This is a genomic window from Marinococcus sp. LNHM5E3-2.1, from assembly GCF_056034365.1.
Genome location: NZ_JBQLIB010000003.1, coordinates 1 through 18,357 on the forward strand (window position 1 = coordinate 1; position 18,357 = coordinate 18,357).

17 protein-coding genes are annotated in these 18,357 nt (G+C 49.2%); 1 reads left to right on the forward strand and 16 read right to left on the reverse strand.

Annotation, left to right across the window (positions count from 1 at the left end):
* Nucleotides 1-140: 140 nt before the first annotated feature.
* The 6 genes from ACTRXH_RS05605 to ACTRXH_RS05630 form a co-directional block, all read right to left on the reverse strand.
* Complete coding sequence (locus tag ACTRXH_RS05605; protein ID WP_474281118.1) at nucleotides 141-1,373, reverse strand: CynX/NimT family MFS transporter; 1,233 nt, start codon at nucleotides 1,371-1,373, stop codon at nucleotides 141-143.
* A 130-nt stretch (nucleotides 1,374-1,503) separates the two neighbouring features.
* A complete protein-coding gene (locus tag ACTRXH_RS05610; RefSeq protein WP_474281120.1) occupies nucleotides 1,504-2,022 on the reverse strand; it encodes a 5' nucleotidase, NT5C type in 519 nt (172 codons plus the stop codon).
* A 59-nt stretch (nucleotides 2,023-2,081) separates the two neighbouring features.
* On the reverse strand, nucleotides 2,082-3,173 hold the full coding sequence (locus ACTRXH_RS05615) for an NAD(P)-dependent alcohol dehydrogenase (RefSeq protein WP_474281122.1): 1,092 nt from the start codon (nucleotides 3,171-3,173) through the stop codon (nucleotides 2,082-2,084).
* A 52-nt stretch (nucleotides 3,174-3,225) separates the two neighbouring features.
* A complete protein-coding gene (locus ACTRXH_RS05620; protein ID WP_474281124.1) occupies nucleotides 3,226-4,449 on the reverse strand; it encodes a dicarboxylate/amino acid:cation symporter in 1,224 nt (407 codons plus the stop codon).
* 97 nt (nucleotides 4,450-4,546) lie between these two features.
* Nucleotides 4,547-5,062, reverse strand: a complete 516-nt coding sequence (locus ACTRXH_RS05625; RefSeq protein ID WP_474281126.1) for an N-acetyltransferase family protein — start codon at nucleotides 5,060-5,062, stop codon at nucleotides 4,547-4,549.
* A gap of 5 nt (nucleotides 5,063-5,067) precedes the next feature.
* Nucleotides 5,068-5,841, reverse strand: a complete 774-nt coding sequence (locus tag ACTRXH_RS05630; protein ID WP_474281129.1) for an NAD-dependent epimerase/dehydratase family protein — start codon at nucleotides 5,839-5,841, stop codon at nucleotides 5,068-5,070.
* Nucleotides 5,842-5,981: 140 nt separating this feature from the next.
* Here ACTRXH_RS05630 and ACTRXH_RS05635 point away from each other — a divergent pair, with 140 nt between their 5' ends.
* On the forward strand, nucleotides 5,982-6,443 hold the full coding sequence (locus ACTRXH_RS05635; RefSeq protein WP_474261050.1) for an OsmC family protein: 462 nt from the start codon (nucleotides 5,982-5,984) through the stop codon (nucleotides 6,441-6,443).
* Nucleotides 6,444-6,471: 28 nt separating this feature from the next.
* On the opposite strand, the gene ACTRXH_RS05640 is transcribed toward ACTRXH_RS05635, so the two are convergent.
* The 10 genes from ACTRXH_RS05640 to ACTRXH_RS05685 all read right to left on the reverse strand — a co-directional run bounded on the left by ACTRXH_RS05640 (nucleotide 6,472) and on the right by ACTRXH_RS05685 (nucleotide 18,352).
* Nucleotides 6,472-7,044, reverse strand: a complete 573-nt coding sequence (locus ACTRXH_RS05640) for a thioredoxin family protein (RefSeq protein ID WP_474261049.1) — start codon at nucleotides 7,042-7,044, stop codon at nucleotides 6,472-6,474.
* Nucleotides 7,045-7,089: 45 nt separating this feature from the next.
* Nucleotides 7,090-7,839: a sugar phosphate isomerase/epimerase family protein gene (locus tag ACTRXH_RS05645; RefSeq protein ID WP_474281131.1), complete on the reverse strand. Its 750-nt coding sequence runs from the start codon at nucleotides 7,837-7,839 to the stop codon at nucleotides 7,090-7,092.
* A 98-nt stretch (nucleotides 7,840-7,937) separates the two neighbouring features.
* Nucleotides 7,938-9,428 carry a rhamnulokinase gene (locus tag ACTRXH_RS05650; protein WP_474281133.1) on the reverse strand — a complete coding sequence of 497 codons (1,491 nt, stop codon included), beginning with the start codon at nucleotides 9,426-9,428 and terminating at the stop codon, nucleotides 7,938-7,940.
* The gene (gene rhaI / locus ACTRXH_RS05655; protein ID WP_474281135.1) at nucleotides 9,425-10,645 is read right to left on the reverse strand and encodes an L-rhamnose isomerase; all 1,221 of its coding nucleotides are present in this window, start codon (nucleotides 10,643-10,645) and stop codon (nucleotides 9,425-9,427) included. Before rhaI ends, ACTRXH_RS05650 begins: the two co-directional genes overlap by 4 nt.
* Nucleotides 10,646-10,764: 119 nt before the next feature.
* Nucleotides 10,765-12,852, reverse strand: coding sequence for a bifunctional aldolase/short-chain dehydrogenase (locus tag ACTRXH_RS05660; RefSeq protein ID WP_474281137.1), 2,088 nt, complete (start codon nucleotides 12,850-12,852; stop codon nucleotides 10,765-10,767).
* A 192-nt stretch (nucleotides 12,853-13,044) separates the two neighbouring features.
* Nucleotides 13,045-14,352 carry a TRAP transporter large permease gene (locus ACTRXH_RS05665; protein ID WP_474281139.1) on the reverse strand — a complete coding sequence of 436 codons (1,308 nt, stop codon included), beginning with the start codon at nucleotides 14,350-14,352 and terminating at the stop codon, nucleotides 13,045-13,047.
* Entirely contained in the window at nucleotides 14,343-14,849 is a 507-nt protein-coding gene (locus ACTRXH_RS05670) for a TRAP transporter small permease (protein WP_474281141.1), read from the reverse strand. Before ACTRXH_RS05670 ends, ACTRXH_RS05665 begins: the two co-directional genes overlap by 10 nt.
* Nucleotides 14,850-14,873: 24 nt before the next feature.
* The gene (locus ACTRXH_RS05675; RefSeq protein ID WP_474261042.1) at nucleotides 14,874-15,914 is read right to left on the reverse strand and encodes a TRAP transporter substrate-binding protein; all 1,041 of its coding nucleotides are present in this window, start codon (nucleotides 15,912-15,914) and stop codon (nucleotides 14,874-14,876) included.
* A 190-nt stretch (nucleotides 15,915-16,104) separates the two neighbouring features.
* Nucleotides 16,105-17,133, reverse strand: coding sequence for an aldose epimerase family protein (locus ACTRXH_RS05680; protein ID WP_474281143.1), 1,029 nt, complete (start codon nucleotides 17,131-17,133; stop codon nucleotides 16,105-16,107).
* A gap of 28 nt (nucleotides 17,134-17,161) precedes the next feature.
* Entirely contained in the window at nucleotides 17,162-18,352 is a 1,191-nt protein-coding gene (locus ACTRXH_RS05685; protein WP_474281146.1) for a Gfo/Idh/MocA family protein, read from the reverse strand.
* Nucleotides 18,353-18,357 lie beyond the last annotated feature (5 nt).

The following is an 18,357-nucleotide window of genomic DNA, read 5'->3' on the forward strand; positions in this document are numbered from 1 at the left end:
CTTTGCCAAGCATGGCGATATCGCCCCTTTTCTTTTTAGTATACGACCCTTCGGGGCGCTTGCCTACAAAAAAACTGCCGAGAAAGGAGACTTTCTCGACAGCCTGAAGAAGGCTTTCCATTTCGGAAAGCCTTCTCTGTTTATACTTCTTTGTTACGGCCGGCTCCCATACCGGCTCCCACCTGCAGAACGGATACAATCATTAAAATAAGCAGCGCAGGCATCCATGTTTCCCAGGCATCAAAGGAAGCACCTACCAGAATCGGCCCAAGGGCAGCCATAAAATAACCCACCGACTGGGCCATGCCCGATAAATCTGCTGCCCGCTGCGGAGTGGAAGCACGGATGCTCAACAAAGCAAGCGCCAGGCTGATGCTTCCGCCCTGTGCAAGGCCGATGAACAGTACCGCAATCGTAAGCATAAACGGCGCTGTGTTTGTCATAAGCAGTACCAGGCCGAGCACCGCCACCACACCGATCACGGCAATAATACCCTGCTGATTACGGAATCTGCCGGCAAGAATTGGCGTTAAAAAGGTAGCCGGAAGACTTGCGACCTGCATAAGTGCCACAAGCCATCCCGCAGCTGCAAGCGGCATGTTTCCAAGATTATTTAAAATATCCGGCAGCCAGGTGATAGTCACGTAAAATCCGATGGACTGCAGGCCCATAAATAACGTTACCTGCCAGGCGAGCGGAGACTTCCAAATTGAGCCTTCGGGCCTGCTTCGCTCCACCGCTCTCACGCGGCCCGGCAGCTGCAGCTGCCTGTTTTTCAGCACAAATCCCCAGCACAATACTGCTGCTGCCGCGGGAACGACCCAGAACAGGAGCGACCACTGCCATCCCAGGCCGGCGCTGGCCGCAAGCGGCACCGAAACTCCTGAACCGACTGCCGCCATTAATACCATCGTAGTCGTATAAATACTGGTCATCACGCCGACATTATGAGGAAAGGACTCTTTAATGACACCCGGGAGGAGCACATTGAGCATCGCAATGCCCGCTCCGACAAGCAGACTGCCGGCAAACAAAAACAGGGCTTCGGGGACGTAGCGCATAACAATGCCCACAATGAGTACGATAACACCAACCATTAAAGCCCGCTGGTGCCCGATTTTTGCTCCGATTTTTGGCGCCACCGGCGAAACTGCCGCAAACGTCAGCAGTGACAGAGTTGTAATCAAACCAGCCGTCCCTCTTGTCAGCGAAATATCTTCCCGGATTAACGGAATTAACGGACCGACGCTTGTTAACGCCGGCCGGAGATTGACTGCGAGCATGATGATTCCGGCAAACAGCAGGGCAAGCTGTGCTGTTGATAGATGCTGCCCCCGCTGCCGCAGCCTTTCTCCTGTCTGTTTATTCTGCATACTTCTCTCTCCTACGATCGCTTTTCATATTGGTTTACTCTACATTCTTTTTCATTGTACAACAACCTTTCTCTGCTTTTCTTCCTGCTGTCACTTTGATTCTCAATTTCAGAACAAGGGAGTCTTTAGGTTAAAAATAGCGCCGGATGTCTTCCCAGTGATCAACTCTTGTATGAGCCGTATCATAAACGTTGTGAGGAGCGGTATATAAAATTCCTTTGCCGGCAAAGCGTTCAAAGTGTCTGGCATTATCATCTATCAAATAATCTGCATGAATAATGCTTTTATCGCCACAGAATACAAAATTCATGTCTCCCAAAAAAGATAAATTGTCTTTCAGCCACTCGTATTTTGCCGCAAACGAGGGCGGGAATTCCATAGCTGCTGTTGTAATAAACACTTCATATTGTTTGGCAAGCTGCCCGATTACCTCCGGCGCACCGTCCATGACCTGCAGATGACGAAAAAAAGACGGCTCGTAGAAATAAGCTTTAATCTCATCATGAAGCTCCGGGTGCAGAGCCTCCAGCTTCATCCCTCTAAGATTCTCAGCTGTAACACTGTATCCGTAATCACTGTTAAACCTATGTAGCAGCGTTGGCAGCGTATTTACCGTGACTTCATCCATATCAATCGCTATCCGTTCCATGTGAAACCTCCCTTTTTACATTAAGAAGAAGCCGCGCAAATATGCGCAGCTTCCATCTGCTATTCAAATGTAATTACTGGTTTGATCGTTTTGCCCGCTTTCATATCTTCAAGGGCCTGCTCCAGATCTTCAAATGGATACATGGTAATCAATTTATCAAAAGGAAATTTGCCCTGCTTGTAATATTCCACAAGCATCGGAATAAACAGCTTCGGCACGACGTCTCCCTCTACGACACCTGACATAGTGGCGTTTGGCACGATGAAGTTCTGATGCACGTGAAATTCGGTATCTGCGCCAGCACCGACGACGGCCGACTCCCCTTTATAACGGAGCACCTCCATCGCCTGTTTTGCCAGGGCCGCCACTCCGGTGGATTCAAGCGCATAATCGGCCCCGCCATCGGTCCATCCCTTCACTTTTTCAACCACATCTTCCTTTTTACCATTGATCGTATGCGTAGCTCCGAGTTCTTTCGCAAGCTCCAGACGCTCTTCATTAACGTCGACAGCGATGACCTGCAGGGCGCCGGCGAGGTGGGCCGCCATAACGGCACTCATGCCGACTCCTCCGCAGCCAAAAACGACGATCGTATCGCCAACGCCTACGTTCAAACGGCTGAGAACTGTGCCTGCACCAGTCTGAACCCCGCAGGCTAAAGGACCGAGCAGACGGATATCTACGTCTCGACGGACTTTTACTACATTATTGACAGGTGTCACAGCGTAGGTGGCAAGTGACCCCTGGCCGAACAAAGAAGACACTTCACTGTCTTCACTGTGAAGACGCCGGGTGCCGTCGTTCATGGTGCCGCCAAAATTCAGGGCATTAAAATTTTCACATGCCCCTGGATGTCCTTCCAGGCAGTTACGGCACGTTCCGCAGTGCGAAAATGTGATAACCACATGATCGCCGGGCTCTACATCCTCGACCCCATCGCCGACCTTCTCCACCACACCTGCTCCTTCATGCCCTAAAGCAATCGGAAGCGGCGTCGGAATCTCCTGCTGCTGCACGCCGAGGTCGGTATGACAAATACCGGCTGCAGCAATTTTCACTCTCACTTCTCCTGTTTTCGGTTCATCGAGTTCTGCTTCTGTATGCTGAATGGCGCCAGCTTGTTCACTGACTACCGCTGCTTGAATTTTCATTGTTATCCCTCCTGCTTGGTTCTTCCCGATAGAACGCAAAGGAAAACCGAGTCTAGAAGTGAACATTCATCCAATTTTTACCTTCCAAATACCTTGCTACAAGCATACTTGAAACGTTATCACCCGCAACGTTTACAGTTGTCGCAGGAGGATCAACAACAATCCCGATAGCAGTAATAATAGGCAGGGCTTCAATAGGCAGGCCGTAGAGCGTAATAATCATAATTTCTCCAATAAACCCTCCGCCGGGCACCCCGCTCATCACCATTCCACTGAGCAGCGCAATGCCGATCGCAGTTAAATATGTATCTAACCCGGTAAATTCCATTTGAAAAACACCGAATACAAAAGCTATTTTTAATATAGCTGATAAGCAGGAACCATCCATATGTATAGTAGCTCCGATAGGAAGTATCGTTTCTCTTATATCTTTAGGTACTCCGGCATTTCTGGCTGCGTTTAAGTTCACCGGCAGAGATGCTACGCTGCTGGCTGTACCAAGTGAAGTTACCGCCGGTGCAAAGATATTTTTCCAAAAGCGGCTGAATCCCTGCTTTCCTCCGGCCACCCAGGCATAAAAAGAAAAACCAAGAATAAAATACAAAATAGCTACCGGGTAATAAACTGCTACTGCTTTAGCGTATTCTCCGATCAATTGTGGGCCGTATTCCCCTACCAGAGCTGCAAAATAAGCACCTAGCCCAATTGGGGCGTAATAAAGAACCAGAGCCACTATTTTCATAAATACTTCCGACCCGCTCTGTAAAAACCGTGCAAAGGGCTTTCCAGCTTCCCCCGATAAACCTGTAGCTACGCCGACAAGCATCGCAAAAACAATAAGAGCGAGCATATTTTCAGTTGAAAAGATGTCTATAAAATCAGAAACTGTGAATGTCTCTACAAGCTGATCAGCAAACGAACCCTCTTCCTCCTGCTGAGATGGCTGCTCTTCGCTTACACTTACGTTTTCTGCAGGCGGAAAAACTACAACAGCCGCCAGCATAAGGCAGGAAGAAATAATGCCGGTTATTATAAAAACAATCATCATTGAACCCAGAATACGACCAAGCCGCTTCACCGAATCCATGACCGCTACGGCTGAAGCAATAGAAAAAAACACCAATGGTACTACAATAGTAAACATCATATTTAAAAATAAATCACCGAGAGGCTGAACCACCATGGCGTCTTCGCCCCAAATAAAACCCGCTATGCTTCCAATGATAATAGCAATAAGCATAATTACCGGAAACCGATATGCTTTCCAGGATCCCATGCTTTCACTTCCTTTCCTTTTAAACTTTAAGATAATAAATAATATTATTTATTATACGGAAAGCTGAAGTGGAAAACTATGGAACTTTAAACATTTTTTATTTTTTTAAAAAACAAACCATCCAGTGCTCGTCATCGTATCCTTCTTCTGTTTTCATCGCTTCTTTTTCTGTCGAAAAAACAGAAAATCCGCAGGCTTCGTACAGGCGGACCGCAGGCTTATTTTTACTCACTACGGTTAACTGCACCTGTTCCACCCCGTCTTTATCTGCCTGCTTCAAAGCAGCCTCTACGAGCCTGCCTCCAAACCCGTATCCCCTGAACACTGGCTTTACATACATAGCGAGAATCGTCGCTTTATGCTGAAGCTTCTGCATTTGCATCGGGAGCAGAGTGATGACACCCGCAAGCTCGCTTCCGACCTCTATGCCCCATGTAAAAGACCGGCTTTCTTCCAGCCTTTCTTTATATTTTCTGACCAGGTCCGGGTTCTGTCTTTCCTCTTCCAGGGTGGAAGCAAAGGCCTCCGGGCTCTCCTCCAGAGCCTTCATCCGAAGCTCTGCGTATGCTTCAGCGTCTCCGCCTCCTAAGGCCTTCAATTCTGCTTCCTGCACTCGTCTCACCTCCCGTTCTCTTTTCCGAAGTCCTTCGCTGTAAAGTCTCCTCCTTTTTTCGGATGGCCCCCTGCCTCTACTTCACCAGCGTAGTCTTCTGCATTCTCCCGTGGCTCGTAGCCAATCTCTTTTGCCCGTTTGTTTTCAAACCTTGCCCGGGTGTTATTTGAAATGCCGTAAACAATCAGATACTCAGGCACTGAGCACGTGAGCGCTGCTTCAAATAATCGCTCTGCATCACGGGGGCTGAACCAGTTTTCCAAATCGTGTTCGGATGCCGGCCGGTCCTGAAAATTACAGATGCGCACTCCAATGCCTTTTAAACCAAATTTGTCGTGATAATAACGACCGAGCGCTTCCCCGTAAGCCTTACTAACCCCGTAAAGTGTGTCAGGGCGCACTGGTGAGGCTTCGTCCACCCATTCATCCGCCGGATAAAAGCCGACTGCATGGATACTGCTTGCAAAAATCAACCGTTCCACGCCGGCCTCCGCCGCCGCCTCCATCACATGAAACGTACCTTTTATATTCGCCTGCTCAATGGATTCAAAGTCCACCTCAACTGGTACGCCTCCCAGATGGATGACCGCATCCACCCCCTGCATCAGATCGCGGACCTCTGCTTTATTCGTAAAATCCGCTTCCATGAATGTTTCTTCGCTTGTTAAATCCTCCGGAGTTTTCATGTCTGTCAGTACAAGATCAAAACGCTTTGACAGGTAGTTTCTCAGCACAGTGCCGATTGTACCCGCAGCTCCCGTAAGCAATACCTTCTTCATATGTAAGTCTCCCCTTTCATGTCATATTCTTTTATAAACCTTTTCCTTTTATTTGAAACCTATGGCAGGCACTTTTTTTGCTTTTCCTTTGTTTATTTTTTATCCTCAAGGAAAGACTTTATATAAAGAAGGGATACGTTATGGCTATCGAACACTTCCATTTAACGGCGGAGTGGCCCGGCGGCCGCAATGCCGTCGGCTCTATTGATGCCGGCCAATTGAAAACGAATATTTCCATTCCCGAAGAAATGGACGGACCGGGCGTTGGCACTAATCCAGATGAAATGCTCCTGGGCGCCGCAGCTACATGCTACATCATCACACTCGGTGCCATGCTTGAACGGGCAGAGCTTCCGGTCGACTCCATGGCGCATACGAGCGAAGGCCGCGTAGATGTCACAAACGGCGTGTTTACGTATAAAGAAATTATCCATCGCCCGGTGATCACCCTCGAAGCCGGCGCTTCCGACAAACAGATGGAAAAAGCGCAGAAGCTGATTGAAAAAGCAGAAGCAGGCTGTATGATTTCCCGGGCCATCCAGGGGAACGTGGAGCTTACGCTCGAACCAACGCTCCGCCGCACAGATAAAGCCCGTACCTGAAAAGGCACGGGCTTTTTTATGCGAGCTCTCAGCACTGCTCGAGCAGATTGGTGAGTTCGTATACGACCAGCCGCTGATAGTCTGCGTCATCGCCGTATCTGGAAAAAATACTTTCGTATGCTGCCGAGCGTTCATCTGCGTACGTTTCATCATTTTCTGTCAGTCCGAGACTTTTGAAATGCTTCATCGGCTCCTGAATAAAAGCGGGCCTCGGTCCCCAGCTGAAATAAACCTTTCCGTGTTCATCAGAAACTACCACTTTTGGCACTGACGTGCCGCCAAGCGTCCGGAATTGATCTATAAAATCCGGGTGTTCCTCCTGAATAAACACTTCCACCGGAATACCTGCTTTCCGCATCACTTCCACGATTACCGGAAAGTTCCGGTGCACATCCCCGCACCAGTCGGATACAAGAATAGCACAGTGCAGATCATCCCGTGACTGCAGGGCGAGCAGCTTATCCTCCGGGTGATGCTTCCAAGAAAAAGCAGCCTGCCACGGCTCCATTTTCTCCCGGTACGTGGGGCGCATGTGTTCAACAAAATCATCTACGGCCAAACCACGGCCTGTTTTATCTGAAATATCAAATGCGGATGGCATAATTATCGTCCTCCTTGATAGTTCTCTACCTCAGCCGCCGTTTCTTTAAACAAATGTATTCTGGATGTAATTCATGCTTATCTGCACACTTTCAAGCGGCTTACGCCTCGAAGCATCCTGCTCCACGATCTGCCAGGAAGCCCCGGCTTCCTCTGCTTTTTTCATAATTGCTTCAATATCCATTTTCCCTTCGCCCAGCTCAGCAAAAAACTCCTCGCCGTCTGCCGTCATATCTTTAATATGCACAAGCGAAAGCCGCTCCCTCAGCTGTTCCATCCAGGCAAAAGGGTCTTCCCCCGCCTTCTGCACCCAGTATGTATCAAGCTCTACCTGCACGTGCTCCGGTTTCATTTCCTCCAGCATCACTTCAAACGGCAGTCGCCCTTCGAGCGGAAGCAGTTCAAAATCATGGTTATGATACGAAAATGTGATTCCTTCCTTCCGGCATGCTTTTCCGATCCTGTTCAGCTCCTTTGCCGTCTGCTTATAAGCTTTCAGACTCGAACGTTTTTCTTCTTCGAGATATGGACACACAATGTGGCGGCACCCAAGCGCCAGGTGCTTTTGTATTACGCCGTCCAGGTCATCCTGCAGCTGTTCGAGCGGTACATGGCTCGAGACTATCTGAAGGCCAATATTCTTCATTGTCCCAGCGAGCTCCTCCGTACCGAAGCCGCCGCTTTGACCGGCCAGCTCCACCGCTTTGTATCCCATGGTTCTCACCTGCTGAAGCGTTCCGATAAAATCCTCTTCAAGCTCATTTCGAAGCGTGTAAAGCTGCAGTGCAATGTTCATAGATTCATCTCCTTTTGGTAAACGTTTACATATAGTATATACGGTTTTGCCGCTCTATACAAAAAAGCCTCCGGAACAGAGTCCGGAGACCTTTCTCATTACGCTTTTTTTGCTTTCGATAAACCGTTTCTAAGGCCTGTCTTTTCACAGAACGACTCGTATTCCGTATTCCAGGCAGTATGCTCATTCGGAGAAAAAGCGTTTACCTTCACTGCTTCACGGATATACTTCCGCGCTTCGTGGCGGTCCTTGATTTTTCCGGCAGCGGTCAGCTGCACGGTAACATTACCGAGGGCACTTGCTTCCTTCGGCCCGGCCCACACGTTACGCCCAAGCGCATTTGCTGTAAACTGGGACAGATGTGTATTTTTAATGCCGCCTCCTACCATGTGAAGCCCGGAAAAAGACTGGCCGGAAAGCTGTTCCGTACGTTCGAGCACGTAACGGTATTTCATGGCCAGACTCTCCATAATGCACCGAACAATTTCTCCCTTCGTTTCAGGGATTTCTTGGCCGGTCTCCCGGCAGTAATGCTGGATTTGGGAAGGCATGTCTGCCGGATGCAAAAACTGGAGATCATCCGGATCGATAAATGACTGAAAGGCCGGGGCTTCTTCCATTTGGGCAAGCAGTGCTTCATGGGAAACATCATCGCCGCGCCAGACACGCCGGCATTCTTCGAAAATCCACAGCCCCATAATGTTTTTCAGCAGCCGGAAGGTCCGCTCCACGCCGCCTTCGTTGGTGAAATTCCATTCAAACGCTTCCGGAGTCGTAGCAGGCTCTTCAATCTCGGTGCCCATCAGCGACCATGTGCCGCAGCTCAAATAGGCAAAGGAGGAGGATTCAGCCGGAACTCCGGCTACCGCTGCCCCCGTATCATGTTCGGCGCTTGTGTAGACAGGTATTGCCGGCACCTGCAGCTCCTGCTGCAGATCCTCACGCAGCTCTCCCACCCGGGTACCCGGCATCACTACATCAGGCATCCACTCCTGCGGCACGCCGATAGCCTTTAACAGCTCCTCGTCCCAGTCCATTTTCCGGGGGTTAAACAGCTGGGTCGTGGTCGCATTTGTAAATTCACTTTTCATTTCTCCCGTTAAAAAGTAGCGAAGCAGGTCAGGGATCATTAAGAGCGTCCGCGTTTCCTTTAAAACTGGGGAATCGGTCTTCACCATCGCTTCAAGCTGATAAATAGTGTTAAATGGCAGAAACTGAATGCCGGTGCGTTCAAAAATAAATTTTTTGCCGAGACGCTCCGTTACCTGCTCCATTACTCCGTCTGTATGAGGATCGCGGTAATGATACGGGTGGCGCAAAAGTTCCCCGTCCTTTCCTACACAACCGAAGTCGACCGCCCAGCTGTCGATGGCGATGCTTTCAATGTCCTGGCGCTCCTCGTAAGCAGCACGAATGCCTTCTTTTAATTCATGAAAAATGCGGTAAATATCCCAGTGAAAACGGCCATTCACCCGCACCGGTTCATTTTTAAAGCGGTGCACATCCATGGTTTCAAGCCGTCCGGCTTCGATCCAGCCAAGCACAGCTCTTCCGCTGCCTGCCCCTAAATCGAACGCGAGTACACTCACCAGCTGGCACCACCTTTGCCGCGGGAGAGAATTTTTTCCCCATAGCCGCTGGCGTGATAAGCATCCATCGGCTTTACCGAAGCTCCCGCTTCTTCGCGAAACGCTTCGAGCAGTGGTGTAACGTCGGCTTCAAAGGCAGACCGGATCGCGCGTTCAGCACCGAGAACGTCCTGCTTCTCCTGGGCTTTTCTCAGCTCCTCCAAATTAACCAGGCACGCCTTGGCATACATCGTCTGAACGTTCTCAATCGAACGGATCATGGCCGGGATTTTTGGTTCCAGGTTATGGCACTGGTCGAGCATATACGCGATGTTCTCTGCGTTTTGACGAACCGCCGGATCCGGGTCCTCCTCAGCCTGCACAATCTGCTGTAGAATTAAAAATACTTCATACGGGTCATGCGCGCCGACAATAAGATCATCATCTGCATACTTGCGGCTGTTAAAGTGAAAGCCGCCCAGCTTCTGTTCGTCGAGCAGGTACGCCACAATGTGCTCGATATTAGTAGCCTGCGGATGGTGTCCGGTGTCCACCAGCACTTCCGCTTTGCTGCCAAGCTTGTTGGCTGCGTTAAATGCCATGCCCCAGTCTGCAAAATCAGTGTGATAAAATCCCGGTTCGAAAAATTTGTATTCAATCAGCATACGCATCGAATCGTCCAGTGCATCATACGTGCTTTTCAGTCCTTCAAGCATCCAGTTTTTCCGCTTTCGAAAGTCCGCCTGCCCCGGGTAGTTGGTACCATCGGCAAACCAGAGGCTTAACACATTGGAATTTACTTCCCGGGCAATGTCAATGCATTCAAGCAGATGATCGAGCGCCTTCCGGCGGATCGCCGGGTCCGTATTGGTTAAGCTGCCGAATTTATAATCGTCATCCTGAAACAGATTCGGATTCACAGCTCCAATACTCACGCCAAGACCTTCTGCGTGCGCTTTCAATTCCTTGTAATTATCTACTTTATCCCACGGAATATGAATCGCAACTGAAGGGCTTGAACCGGTGTGCTTGTGCACCTGAGCGGCGTCCTCTAATTTTTCAAAAGGATCTCTCGGTATGCCTTCCTGCTGAAATACTTTAAAACGGGTGCCGGAATCTCCAAAGCCCCAGGAAGGAGTTTCGACCTGCAGCTTCTGCAGCTTCTTTTTCACCGCTTCGAGGTCAATGCCTCTTGCCTGCTGCTGTTCTTCGAATAATGTATAATGACGATCACTCATGTGTCATCCTCCTATCTCTATTTCAAAAGCGGGCCGCACTGATGCCGTACCGCTGTCTGTCTGCTTTATTCAGGAGGGGCACGCCCGCCGGGGAGCGGCAGGCAGCTCCTTTTTTTCGTTTAGCGTGTAAAGGCCGCTGGCACACCGCCGTCTACGGTTAGCATGCATCCAGTCGTTTTTTCTGATTTTGATGAAGCGAAGAAAGCAATCGCCTCTGCAATATCCTCCGGATAAATATTAACCAGCAGCGTTGTACGTTTACGGTAGTGTTCATCCAGTTCGTCAGCTTCAATACCGTAGGCCGCCGCCCGTTCCTCCTTCCACGAAGAGGTCCAGATTTTCGATCCCTGCAGCACTGCGTCCGGCAGAACAGAGTTCACACGGATGCCGTACTCGCCGCCTTCTGCTGCAATGCAGCGTGCAAGGTGGGTTTCAAGCGCTTTTGCCGAGCTGTATGCTGCCACATTCTTTCCGGCGTATACCGAGTTTTTAGAGCCAACAAAGACCATGTTTCCTCCAGCTCCCTGCGCTTTCATCTGAGTGAACGCTTCACGGGCCACCAGGAAGTAGCCGGTACCGAGCACGTCCATATTCAGCTGCCATTGCTTCAGCGTCGTTTCGTCGAGCGGGCTTGAAGAAGCCAGGCCGGCGTTGTTCACGATGATATCCACGCCCCCGTACTGCAGAGCCGCTTCTTTAAAGGAAGCCGCGACAGCTTCTTCAGAAGTAACATCCATCGCCACGGCGCAGGCTCTTTCTTCTCCGTATGCCTGCGTATATTCCTCCGCTTTTTCCTGCGCGCCCTCGGCGTTTAAGTCGGCAATCACTACATGGGCGCCGTCGCCGAGCAGTTCTCTGCAGGCTGCTGATCCGATACCGCCGGCTCCTCCGGTAATAAATGCCACCTGTCTCGAGAACTCTGCTTCCGGCGGAGCGAGAGAAAGCTTATACAGCTCAAGCGGCCAGTACTCCACGTTATAGGATTCATTTTCCGACAGGGAAACGAAAGAACCGAGAGCGGTGCTTCCTTTCATTACAGCAATCGCCCGGTGGTAAAGTGCTCCACTTACGTTGGCCATCCGCTTATCCTTGCCGGTATTAACCATACCTACGCCCGGAATTAAAATGACGCGCGGCGCCGGCTCAAACATCGTGTCGCCTTCATTTTTGTTTCTTTCAAAGTACTTGGTGTATTCCTGCTTGTATGTCTCGATGCCTGCTTTTACTTTTTCAACCAGAGCATCTTGTCCCTCGGATGGCTTCCAGTCAACAAACAGAGGTGTGCGTTTCGTGTGCACGAGGTGGTCCGGGCAGGCAGCTCCCACCTGGGAAAGCTCAGGCGCGTCTTTACTGTTCACGAATTCAAGCACTGCTTCGTCATCGGAGTAAGAAAGGATCATTTTTTTATGGCCGCTCACTGCTCCGCGGATAACCGGCATGACTCCGGCAAGCAGTTCTTTGCGTTCTTCTTCCGGCAGCGCTTTTGTATGTTCGCCTCCAAACACCGTTTGCTGATTTTCCTGAGTTTTTACAATGTAGTCCTCTGCTTTCTGAATTACTTCGATGGTCTGATCGTAGCTTTCTTTCGATGTTTCTCCCCATGTGACCAAACCGTGTTTTTCCATCAGTACCATTTCTGCCTTCGGATTATTTTGTACGCCTTCGGCGATCATTTTGGATAGTGTAAAGCCCGGACGTACATACGGCACCCAGACAAACCGGTCCCCGAATATTTCCCGGGCAATATCCTTGCCATTGTCTGCGCAGCAGATACTGATAATGGCATCCGGATGCGTATGATCCACATGCTTAAAAGGCAGAAAAGCGTGGAGAAGCGTTTCAATGGATGAACGCGGATGGCCCGGGTCGATCATGCAGTGACGCAGGTAGGCTACCATTTCCTCGTCAGGCATTTCTTCGCGCTCCATTAACGGACGGATATCTTCCATACTCAAAGCGGTAAAGTGTTTTTCTTCCATGGTCGCAAGGTCCGAGCCGCTTCCCTTTACCCACATTACTTCAATGTCCCGGCCCCGGAAATCTTTTTCCGTGGTCTTCAAAGACGTATTTCCTCCGCCCCAGTTACATACCGAACGGTCCTGCCCCAACAGGTTGGAACGATAGCGAAGCTGTTCTACGCCGGTCTTGAACCTGGATGCTTCATTTTCATTCCAGAGGTTTTTCACCTTTTTAACGTTTGTAATCATTCTTCACCCTCCATTAATCTTCTTTAAGCGTTTTCATACACCTATCCTATCACAAACTACGGCAAAAACAAACATAAAACAAAATAAAACAAATAAAATTCACTATAATTTTCGTCGTTTTCACTTTCAATTTTTAAAACTTATTTTATTAGTAAAGCAGCCCTGCTTTACGCAGAACTGCTTTACACACCGTCACTCAACCAGGCCGAACAGCCTTGGCAGGAACAAACTGATTTCTGGAATAAATGCCACTAAGACCAGTGCTGCCACAAGCGGCACATAGAACATCATCAGCTTTGGTATAATCTTTTCAATTGATACTTTGCTGACACTGCTGCCGATAAATAGTACAGTTCCGATTGGAGGCGTCGTAACCCCGATCGCAAGTGCCATTGCCATAATCATTCCAAAGTGTACCGGATGAATCCCCATCTCTGTGGCCACCGGGAACATAATTGGGGTGAAAATCAGCAGGGCTGGAGCGACGTCCATAAACGTGCCGACAACTAACAAAATTAAAAGCATAATAAGTAATAAAATAATGGTGTTATTGGTAACCGACAGCATCGCATTAGTGATCGACTGTGGAATTTCCGCATACGCAAGCACCCAGCTCATCGCCGTCGATGCACCGATCAAAAGCAGAATAATGCCCGAATAGGAAACAGTCTCTTTCAAAATCTTTGGAAAATCAGAAAGTGAAAGACTTCGGTAAATCAGGCAAAGCAGAAGTGCATAAAATACTGCTACCGCCGCACCTTCCGTTGCTGTGAATATTCCGCCGGCAATACCACCGATGACGACTACAATCAGAAACAGACTAGGAACAGCCTGCCAAATAATTTTTAACGCTTCCCCGCCCCCTGTTTTCTCAGCGACAGGGTATTTCGCCCGCTTGGCAAGAATGTAGGCAACAATTATTAACAGTCCGACCATCAGGAGCCCCGGCAGATACCCGGCGATAAACAAAGCTCCGATCGACGTTCCGCCAGTTAACAGCGAATAAATAATCGGCATACCACTTGGCGGGATAATCAACCCAGTCGGTGCCGAAGCAATGTTAACCGCCGCAGAATAAGAAGAAGAATAGCCTTCTTTTTCCTGCTGGGGATGCATGATTCTTCCCATCGAGGCAGCAGCAGCGATCGCTGAGCCCGAAATAGCGCCAAACAGTGTGTTACCGATAATGTTCGTATGCGCAAGCGATCCGGACATCCTCCCGCCGATCAGCTTTGCCAGGTTAATCAGCCTAAGAGCAATACCACCATTGTTCATAATGCTTCCCGCAAGCATAAAGAATACAAGCGCGAGAAGCACGGTGCTGTCCACCCCGGTAATTAACTGCTGGGACACCGCAAGAAGCGACGCGTCCACGGATAAAATCAGCAGAGCCGCTGCGAATGTTGCGGCTGCGATACTTACCGCGATTGGTACGCCAATAAATAAGAATAGGAAAAACAATCCAAATAGTATAACGCCAGTCCAAACAGCTACATCCATTTATGATCCCCCTTTTCTTCAATACGGGGCGTGTCCACTTCCCGGCGGTTCATCATGTTGTAAATTTGATAGAAAATAACGATGACCCCGCTTACCGGAAGTATGCCGTAAATCAATCCCATTGGAATTCTCAAAATAGGTGAAAGCTCGGCCATAGTCGCGCTTGCGATCGTATAGCCGCCAATCACCAGAACAAACAATGCAAAACCGATGACAATCAGATCAATCAGCCACCGGAGCCCCAGGTGGGCTTTTCCGGTGATTTTGTCTCTTAAAAAGGAGATGGCTAAATGCTCGTCCTGACCAAATGCATATGCTCCTCCTAAAAAAGCGATCCAGATTAATGAAAAACGCAGTACTTCTTCTGTAATAATACTCGGATCTCCAAGTACAAATCTCGTAAATACCTGCCATATCGCTGCTACAGTCAGAAATATAACCAGGACACTTGTAATAACTAAAAGCACCATGTCGATACTCTTTTTTACTGCCTGCATGTTCCTCACCCCTTACCTGTCCACTTATTCTTCCATTGCTTCAATTTCACTGATCACGTTATCAACGTCCGGATTTTCCGATCGTCGTTCCTCAATAAGAGGCTCCACCTTTTCCCGGAATGGTTCCTGATCAGGATAAGAGAACTCCACGCCCATTTCCTCTTCCGCCTGCTGCATGCTTTCTTCAATCATGTCATCCCAGCGTTCGTTGTGCGTTTCCGTCGTTTCCTCCCCGGCTTCCTGAATGGCTGTACGTTCTTCCTCGCTTAACTCCTGCCATGTCTCATCACTCATAATGAGAAAGTCTGGTATACGTGTATGCTCATCAAACGAAAACTGTTTTGCCACTTCACCGTGATTGGCGTCGGTCAGGGCAATCGGACTGCTTTCTGCTCCGTCGATGACCCCTTGCTGCAGGGAAGTGTAAACTTCAGTTGCTGCTAATGGTGTCGGTGACGCACCGAGCATTTCCATCGTTTCAATCGAAGTAACGTTCGTCATCGTCCGGATTTTCAGCCCCTGGAGGTCCTCCGGGCTTTCTACTTTCGTATTCCGCGTATAAAAGCTCCGTGCCCCTGCATCGTAATAAGTGATGCCGCGAAGCTGGGCTTCCGATAAATCATTGTACATTTCATCAATTGTATCCGTTTCCATAAATGAGCGGAATTGTTCGTTACTCGAAAATATATACGGCAGACTGAAAACAGAGAACTGCTGATCAAAGCTTTCGACGACCCCACCGTTCACCTTGGCGAAATCAATCACTCCGTTCTGCACCAGCTCCATTACCTTCGTTTCCCCGCCAAGAACGCCCTCTGCGTAAATATCCACCTGTACGCTTCCGTCAGTCTTTTCTTCCACTTTATCGGCAAAGTCTTCAAGGCTTTGGTATACAGGACTTGCATCGTTGTGAATGTGTGCAAGTGTTAATGTTTGTGTTTCTTCTGCATTCGCTTCTGTTGCTTCTGAGGAATTACTTCCACTTCCACCGCAGCCCGCGAGTGTCAGCAGTGCCGAAGAAGTTAATGCTATCGTTCCGGCCCGTGCCCATTTCCACTTTTTCATATAAGAAACCCCTTTCTATTTTGTCAGCAAGGAAACATCTGATCTCTACTACTTTGTTATTATTTTAAGCGCTTTCAAACTATAAGTCTTATTAAATTAAGAAATTCACTCCCGATTTCAGAACAAAACAAAGTAAGTATGCTTAAATTCATTAAAAAACAACTCTAATAGAGTTGTTTTTTCTTGGTTATTATATGTGCAATCGAAAGGTCGTAGAACTTTGAAATTGTTTTTCTGCCTTCAGATATGCAGTCGGTTTTCCTAAATGAGCAAAATCCACCGGCAGCTGCTGGGTCTCGATGCAAATCCCGCGGTGCTTTTCTTTAGGTCCCGCTTCAAAATCCTGTTCAGGCACGTTGTTTGATGTATACACGACAGCTCCAGGGGCGCTTGTAATAATATCAAGCCGCCGTCCTGAAGCCTCATCCCATAGGCTTGCCTGCGGTTCTTTTTCTTCTTTGAGAATGAAGAAATGGTCAATGCCGCCAGCTACATCACGCACCTGCTCATGGGAGCTGTCGATATATTCGCCAAGCGGCTTACTTCCGTTTAGTTCAAAGGGCGTTCCTGCCGTTGGCAGCAGTTCCCCTGTAGGAATCAGCTCACTGTCAAGCTCCAGCACATCCGATGCGTGAACCTCAGCATACTGTTCTGTGACCGGAAGCTTGTTATTTCCACTCAGATTTATGTACATATGCTGGGTCGGACTGAACCAGGTATCGGTATCTGACTCTCCCTCGTATTCGACGGTAAAATCGCCGCCGGCCTCCACAGTATATGTGACAGATGCTTTCACGTTCCCGGGGTAGCCATCGGTGCTGTCTGTTCTGCTAATCGAAAGACGCACCCATGCCTGCTGTTCATTTTCGCCGGTGTCTGCTTCCCAGTAAACATTGCCAAAGCCGCCGTCTCCTCCGTGCAGATGATGCCTGCCTTCATTTCTAGTCAGGGCGTGCTTTCTGTCCGCTGCAGTCATCTGCCCTTCCTTGACGCGTCCGGCAACCGGACCGACGACTGCGCCAAGAAAAATACTGTCCCGCTCGTACTGTTCCGGTCCTGCATAGCTGAGCAGAATATTTTCTTCGATGCCGTTACGGTCCTTCGCCCATATTCGTTGAATTCTTGCTCCGAAGTTCAGCAATTCGACCCGTGGGCTTTTTCCTTTTTGGATTATCCATTTCCGCATTTTCTGGTGCTCTAGCTCTTCTTCCTGAATCATGCTTTTGTCCCCCTTATATAATGCATATTCAATACGGATAGCGGATGGGGTTAATGCTCATCATTTTCTTTCCCCGTGCCCAGGAGGCTGGAGTTTCCCCTGGAAGCTTCCGCTCAGCGTAGCAGGTTTCAAGCACCTCTGCGAGTCCCGGAACATACGTTAAACCGAGGGAGACGTCTACCTGTTTATCCTCCTCCGCAAATGCATAGCTTTCCGGAAATGCCTGATGCACGCTTTCGATGGTCAGCAGATGAGAGTAAGAGGCCTCCAGGCCGCAGCGGATATCCTGGGAATCTCCAAGCACCGCATCGATACACACATCAAGTTTATGCATATGCTCACTCTCAGGATCATTATAGCTTTTTTCTGCCCCGCTGTGCCACAATGCTTTCATCGGGCTGCCCCATTCATAGGAAACTACCGCCTCCTCAAACTCCATATAAAAAGAGGGGTTCACTTCTTTTTCAACCGCATGTGAAGCGAAGAATGTCAGATCTACATCTTCATCAGTTACCGCCCGTAGTGCACAAGTATCAAATGTCTCAATCGGGTTGGCACGGTACACTTCCATCTCCAGCGTGTTTATTTTTGCGCTTTCGTTTTTCGTACTCCCAAGCACGTAAAATAAATTGTGCATAAAGTGAGCTGTCGCGTTATTTGCCACGCTGTCAAAAATCGGGGCGCCGCCTCCGCCAAGCTTTTTCCCCGCCCAGCTGGAGCGGCCGTAATAGGCATCGTTCCGCGGCCAGAGCACCAGGGCGCTTCCGTGCAGCGGCCGGCCGAATTTACCCGTCTGAATATCTTCCTTGAACTCGAGCACAGCGTCACTAAACGACCAGTTAAAGCCGACTGCTAAAAATTTTCCGGTTTCGTCGCGCACCCGGCGCATTTCTTCCGCTTCCTCCCAAGACGCCGACGCCGGTTTTTCGCAGAGTACGTGACTTCCCGCCCTCATTGCTGTCACTGCCTGGCCGGCATGAAGATGAATAGGTGTCGCAATTACTGCCAGTTCAGCTTCCTTTTCGGCGTAAAAAGCCTCAAGTGATTCATACACCGGTATGCCTGCTGCCTGAATATCCGGATAAAAGGAGCTGTTTTCCGGAAAAATGTCGACCACGCCTACGAGCCAGGAAAGGCGGTTTTGTTCTTTTAATGTCTGCAAATATAATTCCCCGTATCCTGCTGTTCCTGCCAGGACAATCCGGCATGACTGTTTCATTTTTA

Bases quoted from the DNA above. Each gene is read 5' to 3' on its own strand.
- ACTRXH_RS05635 (WP_474261050.1), top strand. From the start codon at position 5,982: ATGGCTATCGAACACTTCCATTTAACGGCGGAGTGGCCCGGCGGCCGC.
- ACTRXH_RS05630 (WP_474281129.1), bottom strand. From the start codon at position 5,841: ATGAAGAAGGTATTGCTTACGGGAGCTGCGGGTACAATCGGCACTGTG.
- ACTRXH_RS05675 (WP_474261042.1), bottom strand. From the start codon at position 15,914: ATGAAAAAGTGGAAATGGGCACGGGCCGGAACGATAGCATTAACTTCT.
- rhaI (WP_474281135.1), bottom strand. From the start codon at position 10,645: ATGAGTGATCGTCATTATACATTATTCGAAGAACAGCAGCAGGCAAGA.
- ACTRXH_RS05605 (WP_474281118.1), bottom strand. From the start codon at position 1,373: ATGCAGAATAAACAGACAGGAGAAAGGCTGCGGCAGCGGGGGCAGCAT.
- ACTRXH_RS05680 (WP_474281143.1), bottom strand. From the start codon at position 17,133: ATGATTCAGGAAGAAGAGCTAGAGCACCAGAAAATGCGGAAATGGATA.
- ACTRXH_RS05615 (WP_474281122.1), bottom strand. From the start codon at position 3,173: ATGAAAATTCAAGCAGCGGTAGTCAGTGAACAAGCTGGCGCCATTCAG.
- ACTRXH_RS05645 (WP_474281131.1), bottom strand. From the start codon at position 7,839: ATGAACATTGCACTGCAGCTTTACACGCTTCGAAATGAGCTTGAAGAG.
- ACTRXH_RS05660 (WP_474281137.1), bottom strand. From the start codon at position 12,852: ATGATTACAAACGTTAAAAAGGTGAAAAACCTCTGGAATGAAAATGAA.
- ACTRXH_RS05670 (WP_474281141.1), bottom strand. From the start codon at position 14,849: ATGCAGGCAGTAAAAAAGAGTATCGACATGGTGCTTTTAGTTATTACA.
- ACTRXH_RS05620 (WP_474281124.1), bottom strand. From the start codon at position 4,449: ATGGGATCCTGGAAAGCATATCGGTTTCCGGTAATTATGCTTATTGCT.
- ACTRXH_RS05640 (WP_474261049.1), bottom strand. From the start codon at position 7,044: ATGCCATCCGCATTTGATATTTCAGATAAAACAGGCCGTGGTTTGGCC.
- ACTRXH_RS05610 (WP_474281120.1), bottom strand. From the start codon at position 2,022: ATGGAACGGATAGCGATTGATATGGATGAAGTCACGGTAAATACGCTG.
- ACTRXH_RS05685 (WP_474281146.1), bottom strand. From the start codon at position 18,352: ATGAAACAGTCATGCCGGATTGTCCTGGCAGGAACAGCAGGATACGGG.
- ACTRXH_RS05665 (WP_474281139.1), bottom strand. From the start codon at position 14,352: ATGGATGTAGCTGTTTGGACTGGCGTTATACTATTTGGATTGTTTTTC.